The sequence below is a fragment of the Herbaspirillum sp. UBA812 genome (genome assembly GCF_002296545.1).
In the GTDB taxonomy this organism is placed as follows: Bacteria; Pseudomonadota; Gammaproteobacteria; order Burkholderiales; family Burkholderiaceae_D; genus Herbaspirillum; species Herbaspirillum huttiense.
Genome location: NZ_DBIC01000046.1, coordinates 1 through 2948, shown reverse-complemented (window position 1 = coordinate 2948; position 2948 = coordinate 1). Strand labels below are relative to the sequence as shown.

Annotated in this window: 3 protein-coding genes and 1 pseudogene; all 4 read left to right on the top strand. The window is 65.0% G+C overall.

The features are described from left to right. On the top strand, positions 1–512 hold a 512-nt coding region (locus tag B3873_RS02795; protein WP_286863921.1), incomplete at its 5' end, for an aminoglycoside phosphotransferase family protein. A gap of 10 nt (positions 513–522) precedes the next feature. Next, on the top strand, positions 523–1239 hold the full coding sequence (murU, locus tag B3873_RS02790) for an N-acetylmuramate alpha-1-phosphate uridylyltransferase MurU (protein ID WP_286863920.1): 717 nt from the start codon (positions 523–525) through the stop codon (positions 1237–1239). After that, entirely contained in the window at positions 1236–2582 is a 1347-nt protein-coding gene (pepP, locus tag B3873_RS02785) for a Xaa-Pro aminopeptidase (RefSeq protein WP_286863919.1), read from the top strand. The genes murU and pepP overlap by 4 nt, the downstream gene beginning before the upstream one ends. A gap of 108 nt (positions 2583–2690) precedes the next feature. Further along, positions 2691–2948, top strand: a pseudogene (locus B3873_RS02780) (2-octaprenyl-6-methoxyphenyl hydroxylase); the annotation flags it as partial.

Genomic DNA, 2948 nt, shown 5'->3' with positions numbered 1-2948 from the left:
TGCTGGACAAGACCTTCGACGCTATCCTGGCCAACAACCTGGCGCAGCCCCAGGTCTACGTGCACAGCGACTACCACTCGCGCAACCTGATGGTGCTGCCCAAGGGCAACCCGGGCATCCTGGACTTCCAGGATGCGGTCTACGGTCCCATCACCTACGACCTGGTCTCGCTGCTGCGCGACGCCTACATCCAGTGGGATGAGGAAATGGTGCTGGACTGGGCCATCCGCTACTGGGAAAAGGCGCGCCGCGCCGGCCTGCCGGTCACGCCCGACATCGATACCTTCTACCGCGACTTCGAATGGATGGGCCTGCAGCGCCACCTGAAGGTGCTGGGCATCTTCGCGCGCCTGTGGCATCGCGACGGCAAGGATGGCTACCTGAAGGACATCCCGCTGGTGATGGAATACACCCTCAAGACCGCGCGCCGCTACGTGGCCTTCACGCCGCTGGTGCGCCTGATCGAGAAGCTCGAACAGGAACACGCGCCCAAGTTCGGCTACACCTTCTGAGGCGCCCTGCATGAAAGCCATGATCTTCGCAGCCGGCCGCGGCGAGCGCATGCGTCCGCTGACCGATACCTGCCCCAAGCCGCTGCTGAAAGTACGTGGCCGCCCGCTGATCGTCTGGCAGATCCTCTCGCTGGTACGCGCCGGCATCACCGAGATCGTCATCAATCACGCCCACCTGGGCCAGATGATCGAAGACACCCTCGGTGACGGCAGCCGTTATGGCGCAAAGCTCTTTTATTCACCCGAAACGACCGCGCTGGAAACGGCAGGCGGTATCGCCCAGGCCCGCCACCTGCTGGGTGAAGAAGCTTTCATAGCGGTCTCCGGCGACATCTGGTGCCCGCACTTCGACTACAGCGAACTGCTGACCGTGCTGGAAGACGAGGACCCGTGGGGCAATCCGCTGCCGCATGACAAGCGTGACCTGGCCTGGCTGTACCTGGTCAAGAATCCGCCCTTCCATCCCGAGGGTGATTTCGCATTGAGCAACTTCGCCATCGCCAACGAGGGCCAGCCCAAGCTGACCTTTGCCAACATCGGCGTGTACCGCCCCGAGATGTTCGATGGCATCGCACCCGGCAGCCACGCCAAGCTGGGGCCGCTGCTGCGCCAGTACGCCGACCAGGGCCGCATCGGCGGCGATGTGTATCGCGGCGACTGGCACAACGTAGGCACCATCGATCAACTGGAAGCACTGAACCTGCCACCGCAAGGAACCCGACCATGAGCTTCGACGCCACCCCCTTCGCCGCCCGCCGCGCACGCCTGCTGGCCAGCCTGCAACAAGCCGGGGGCGGCGTGGCCATCATCCCGACCGCACCCGAGGTGATGCGCAATCGCGATGCCGATTATCCGTATCGCCACGACAGCTACTTCTACTACCTGACCGGCTTCACCGAACCCGAAGCGGTACTCGTACTGGTGGCCGGCAAGGAAAACCGCAGCATCCTGTTCTGCCGCGACAAGAACCTGGAACGCGAGATCTGGGACGGCTACCGCCACGGCCCGCAGGCCGCGCAGCAGCTCTTCGCGCTCGATGCAGCCCACCCCATCGAGGAACTGGACAAGAACATGCCCGCCCTGCTCTCCGACGCCCGCGCCGTCTATTACGCGCTGGGCCAGGACAACCAGCGCGATGCCCAGCTGCAGCGCTGGCTGCAGGGCGTGCGCGCACTGGCCCGCAGTGGCGTGTCCGCGCCCGGCGCGGTGGTCGATGTGAGCGTGCTGCTCGATGACATGCGCCTCTTCAAGGACGCCTACGAGATCGACGTGATGAAGCGCGCCGGCATCATTTCCGCCGAAGCACATTGCCGCGCCATGCGCATCTGCCGTCCCGGCCTGCGTGAATATCACCTGGAAGCCGAACTGCTGCACGAATTCCGCCGCAACGGTTCGCAGTATCCGGCCTATGGCTCCATCGTCGCCACCGGTGGCAACAGCTGCGTGCTGCACTATCGCGCGGGCGACGCCGAAATCAAGGACGGCGACCTGGTCCTGATCGACGCCGGCTGCGAACTGGACAGCTACGCCGCCGACATCACCCGCACCTTCCCGGCCAATGGCAAGTTCAGCGGCCCGCAGAAGGCGCTCTACGAGATCGTGCTGGCCGCGCAATCTGCCGCCATCGCGGAGACCGCACCGGGCAAGCGTTTCATGGATGGCCATGACGCCGCCGTGCGCGTGCTGGCGCAGGGCATGCTCGACACGGGCCTGCTGGACAAATCCAAGGTCGGCTCGCTGGAAGACGTGATCGAAAAAGGTGACTATCGCCAGTTCTACATGCATCGCACCGGCCACTGGCTGGGCATGGATGTGCATGACGTGGGCGACTACCGCGACCCCGCCACCGCCGATGGCAGCAAGCCGTGGCGCACGCTGCAGCCCGGCATGGTGCTGACCATCGAACCGGGCATCTACGTGCGTCCGGGCGAGGGCGTGCCGGAGCAGTTCTGGAACATCGGCATCCGCATCGAGGATGATGCGCACGTCACCCCCTCCGGCTGCGAATTGCTGACCACGGGCGTGCCCACCAAGGTCGATGACATTGAAGCGCTGATGCGCCAGGCTTAAGCGCCCGTCTCCCCCAAGGCCGCGCATGCGCCGGATCAAGCCCGGCCGGCGCGGCTCCGCTACAATGAGGCCTTCCTGAATCTTCTGCAGAAGGCATTTCCCGGCATCATGGAATCCGTCGATTTCGACCTCATCATCTGCGGCGGTGGCCCGGTCGGCCAGAGCGTGGCCGGCCTCTTGGCGCGCCGCCAGTTGTCCGCCGCACGCATCGCGCTGGTGGACATGAAGTCTCCTGAACAAGCCGCCGCTGACCCGCGCACCATTGCCCTTTCCTACGGCAGCCGCCAGATCCTCGATGAACTGGCTGCCTGGGACGACATCGGCCGCAGTGCCACCGCCATCGAACAGATCCACGTCTCGCGCCGG

Bases quoted from the DNA above. Each gene is read 5' to 3' on its own strand.
- pepP (WP_286863919.1), top strand. From the start codon at position 1,236: ATGAGCTTCGACGCCACCCCCTTCGCCGCCCGCCGCGCACGCCTGCTG.
- murU (WP_286863920.1), top strand. From the start codon at position 523: ATGAAAGCCATGATCTTCGCAGCCGGCCGCGGCGAGCGCATGCGTCCG.